Origin of the sequence: Streptomyces sp. NPDC042638, from assembly GCF_040647235.1 — a bacterium.
Taxonomy (GTDB): Bacteria; Actinomycetota; Actinomycetes; order Streptomycetales; family Streptomycetaceae; genus Streptomyces; species Streptomyces rameus.
In genome coordinates this window covers 1-3,733 of sequence record NZ_JBEZBT010000133.1, presented here as the reverse complement: position 1 = coordinate 3,733, position 3,733 = coordinate 1, and the positions used below count along the sequence as shown (strand labels likewise).

Here is a 3,733-nt window from a genome sequence, read left to right as displayed (position 1 = left end):
GCACCACACCGGCCGCCGGCTCACCCACCACCAACGCCGACAGACCAGCCGCAAACCCAGCCCGCTCACCCGCCAGCACCACAGCCCGATGCTCAAACACCGACCGCGACGCCACCAGCGAGAACGCCACGTCCCTCGGGTGGAGTTGTGCACGCTCGCCGACGAACGACACCAACCGCTCCGCCTGCCCCCGCAACGCGCTCTCCGACCGGCCCGACACCACCCACGGCAGCACGACCGGCTGCTCGACGCCCCCGGCCGCCTGCTCCTCCCCCGCGACCGCCGGACCCGAAGCCACAGCCGACGCGGAAGCCGGAGTCGAAACCGAAACCGGAGCCTGCTCCAGGATCACGTGCGCGTTCGTCCCGCTGATACCGAACGACGACACACCCGCCCGCCGCGCCTGACCGCTCTCCGGCCAGGCGACCTGCTCGGTGACCAGCTCGACGGCACCGGCCGACCAGTCGATGTGGGGCGACGGCTCGTCCACGTGCAGCGTCTGCGGGAGCACACCGTGTCGCATCGCCAGCACCATCTTCATCACACCGGCGACACCTGAAGCGGCCTGGGTGTGGCCGATGTTGGACTTCACCGAGCCCAGCAGCAGGGGCCGGTCCTCCGGCCGGTCCTGGCCGTACGTCGCCAGCAGCGCCTGCGCCTCGATCGGGTCACCCAGCTTCGTCCCCGTACCGTGCGCCTCCACCACATCCACCTCGGCCGCCGACACCCGGGCGTTCGCCAGCGCGGAACGGATCACCCGCTGCTGGGAGGGGCCGTTCGGCGCCGTGAGACCGTTGCTCGCACCGTCCTGGTTCACGGCCGAACCACGCACCACCGCCAAAACCTGGTGACCGTTGCGCTCGGCGTCCGACAGCCGCTCCAGCACCAGCACGCCGATGCCCTCGGCGAGTCCCATGCCGTCGGCCGACGCGGCGAACGCCTTGCAGCGGCCGTCGGCCGCGAGCCCGCGCTGCCGGCTGAAGGCGATGAACGCGCTGGGGTTGGGCATGACCGCGACACCGCCGGCGAGAGCGAGCGTGCACTCGCCCTGCCGCAGCGACTGAACCGCCAGGTGCAGGGCGACCAGCGACGACGAGCATGCCGTGTCCACCGTCACCGCGGGACCCTCGAACCCGAAGGTGTAGGCGACGCGACCGGTCACGACGCTGGCGGCGTTGCCGGTCATCAGATGACCTTCGGAGCCTGCCGGTGCCTCGTGCACGCGGGGCCCGTACTCCTGGTAGTTGTTTCCGATGAAGACGCCGGTGCGGCTGCCGCGCAGGGTCAGCGCGGACACGCCGAGGCGTTCGAAGGCTTCCCAGGAGGTTTCCAGCAGCAGCCGCTGCTGCGGGTCCATCGCGGCTGCCTCGCGCGGCGAGATCCCGAAGAACGCGGGGTCGAAGGCGGCGGCGTCGTAGAGGAAGCCTCCCTGGCGGACGTACGTCTTGCCCGGGGCGTCGGGGTCGGGGTCGTAGATGCCCTCGATGTCCCAGCCGCGGTCGGTGGGCAGTCCGCCGATCGCGTCTCCGCCGGACGTGATCAGTTGCCACAGTTCGTCGGGGGAGGTCACCCCGCCGGGGTAGCGGCAGCTCATCGCGACGATCGCGACGGGATCGTCGTCGGTGGCGGGCGACCCGGCCACGCCGGTGCCGGCCCGGGACGCGGCGTCCGCACCGTCGGCCGTCGCCGCCTCGCCTTCGAAGAGCTGCTGCTGGATGTGGTCACCGAGCGCGGCGCTGCTGGGGTAGTCGAAGATCAGGGTGGCGGGCAGCCGCAGTCCGGTGGCCGTGTTGAGCCGGTTGCGCAGCTCCACCGCCGTCAACGAGTCGAAACCGAGATCCTTGAAGGCCCGTCCGGAGTCGAGGGTGTCCGGGGTGGCGTGTCCCAGTACGGCCGCGACCTGCTCGTGGACGAGGTCGAGGACTGCGTGGGTGCGTTCGCCGGGCGTCAGGGCGACCAGTCGCTGCCGGAGCGGAGAAGCCGCGTCGCTCTCGGAGCCGGTGTTGTCCCGGGCGGCGGTGGTCTCCTGCTGGATGCGTCGCGCCTCGGGGAGCTCCACCAGCAAGGGGCTGGGGCGGGCCGAGGTGAAGACCGGGATGAAGCTCTCCCAGTCGATGTCGGCGATCGCCAGGTGCGTCTGGTCGTGGTCGAGTGTCTGCTGGAGCGCGGCGATGCCGAGGTCCACGTCCATGAAGCGCAGACCGCGGCGGCGCAGTTGGTCCAGGTCGAGTGCCTCGGGTGCGTTGTCGCCGACGGCGTCCCACACGCCCCAGGCCACCGACGTGGCCGTCAGGCCGTTCGCCCGGCGGCGTTCGGCGAGCGCGTCGAGGTAGGCGTTGGCAGCCGCGTACGCACCGTGGTCGCCGACGCCCCATACGGAGGAGACGGAGGAGAACAGGACGAACGCGTCGAGCGGGGTGTCGCCCAGGAGCGCGTCGAGGTGTGCCGCGCCCGCGGCCTTGGCGTTCATGACGTCGGCGAACTCGGCCGCCGTCGTCTCGGCCAGCGAGGCCAGCTCGATATAGGCGGCGCCGTGGATGACCGCGGTGAGGGGGAGGTCCTCCGGTACCGCCGCGAGGAGGGCCGCCACCGCGTCTCGGTCCGCGACGTCGCAGGCGGTGATGGTGACCCGGGTGCCGAGCGCGTCGAGTTCGGCGACCAGCGCGTCCACGCCGGGTGCGGCGGGCCCGCGGCGGCTGGTGAGGATGAGGTGTTCGGCCCCGTTGCGGGCGAGCCATCGCGCGAGGTGCGTGCCGAGGGCGCCGGTGCCGCCGGTGACGAGGACCGTGCCCCTCGGCTTCCAGGCGCGGCCGGGACGGCTGTCGCCCAGTGGCGCGGGCTCCAGTCGGCGCCGCATCACCCCGGACGCGCGGACGGCCAGCTGGTCCTCGGGGTCGGCACCGGTCAGGACGCCCGCGAGCCGGGTGCGGGCCCGCCCGTCCAGTGTCGCGGGCAGGTCGACGAGACCACCCCAGCTGTCCGGGTACTCCACGGCGGCGACGCGGCCCATGCCCCACACCGTGGTCTGTGCCGGGGCGGTCAGCGGGTCGGCGGTGCCGGTGGACACCGCGCCGCGCGTGGCGCACCACAGTCGCGCGCCGGTGCCGAGGTCGCCCAGGGCCTGGATCAGGCTCAGGGTGAGAACCAGGCCGGTGCTGGTGACGGGGTGCTCGGGGTACGGGGTCTCGTCCAGCGCCAGCAGCGACAGCACGCCCGTGGGTGGCTGGCCCTCGGTGGCCTCGCGCAGCCGCTGTGCCAGCGCGGCGCGGTCGGCATCGGTGCCGTTCAGGGGGAGGGTGACGACGTCGGTGCCGTGTTCCTCCAGTGCCCGCCGTACGTCCGCCACGAGCGGGTCGGTGCCGCACGCGTCCGGGGTGACCAGGAGCCACGTGCCCGCGAGTGAAGGAACCGCCGTGCCGGGCGTACGGCGCCACACCGCGCGGTAACGCCACGCGTCGACGGTCGATTCGGAGCGCTGCCGGCGTCGCCACTGCGCGAGGGCGGGCAGCACGGCGTCGAGGGACTGCTGTTCGACGGAGTCGACGCGGAGCGTGGCCGCGAGCGCCTCGCCGTCCTCACGCTCGACCGCGTCCCAGAAGATCGCGTCCGTGCGGTCGTCGGCTGCCATGCCGTGCCCGAGCGGCCCTGTCTTCGTGGCTTCCAGCCAGTACCGCTGGTGCTGGAAGGCGTAGGTGGGCAGGTCGACGCGCTGGGCACCCGTGCCCTTGAACAC

The 3,733-nt window shown here is 72.8% G+C and carries 1 protein-coding gene; it reads right to left on the bottom strand.

Annotation, left to right across the window (positions count from 1 at the left end; genetic code table 11):
- Nucleotides 1–3,733: SDR family NAD(P)-dependent oxidoreductase (locus AB0B40_RS38010; protein ID WP_362268199.1), on the bottom strand; the 3,733-nt coding region annotated here is incomplete at both ends.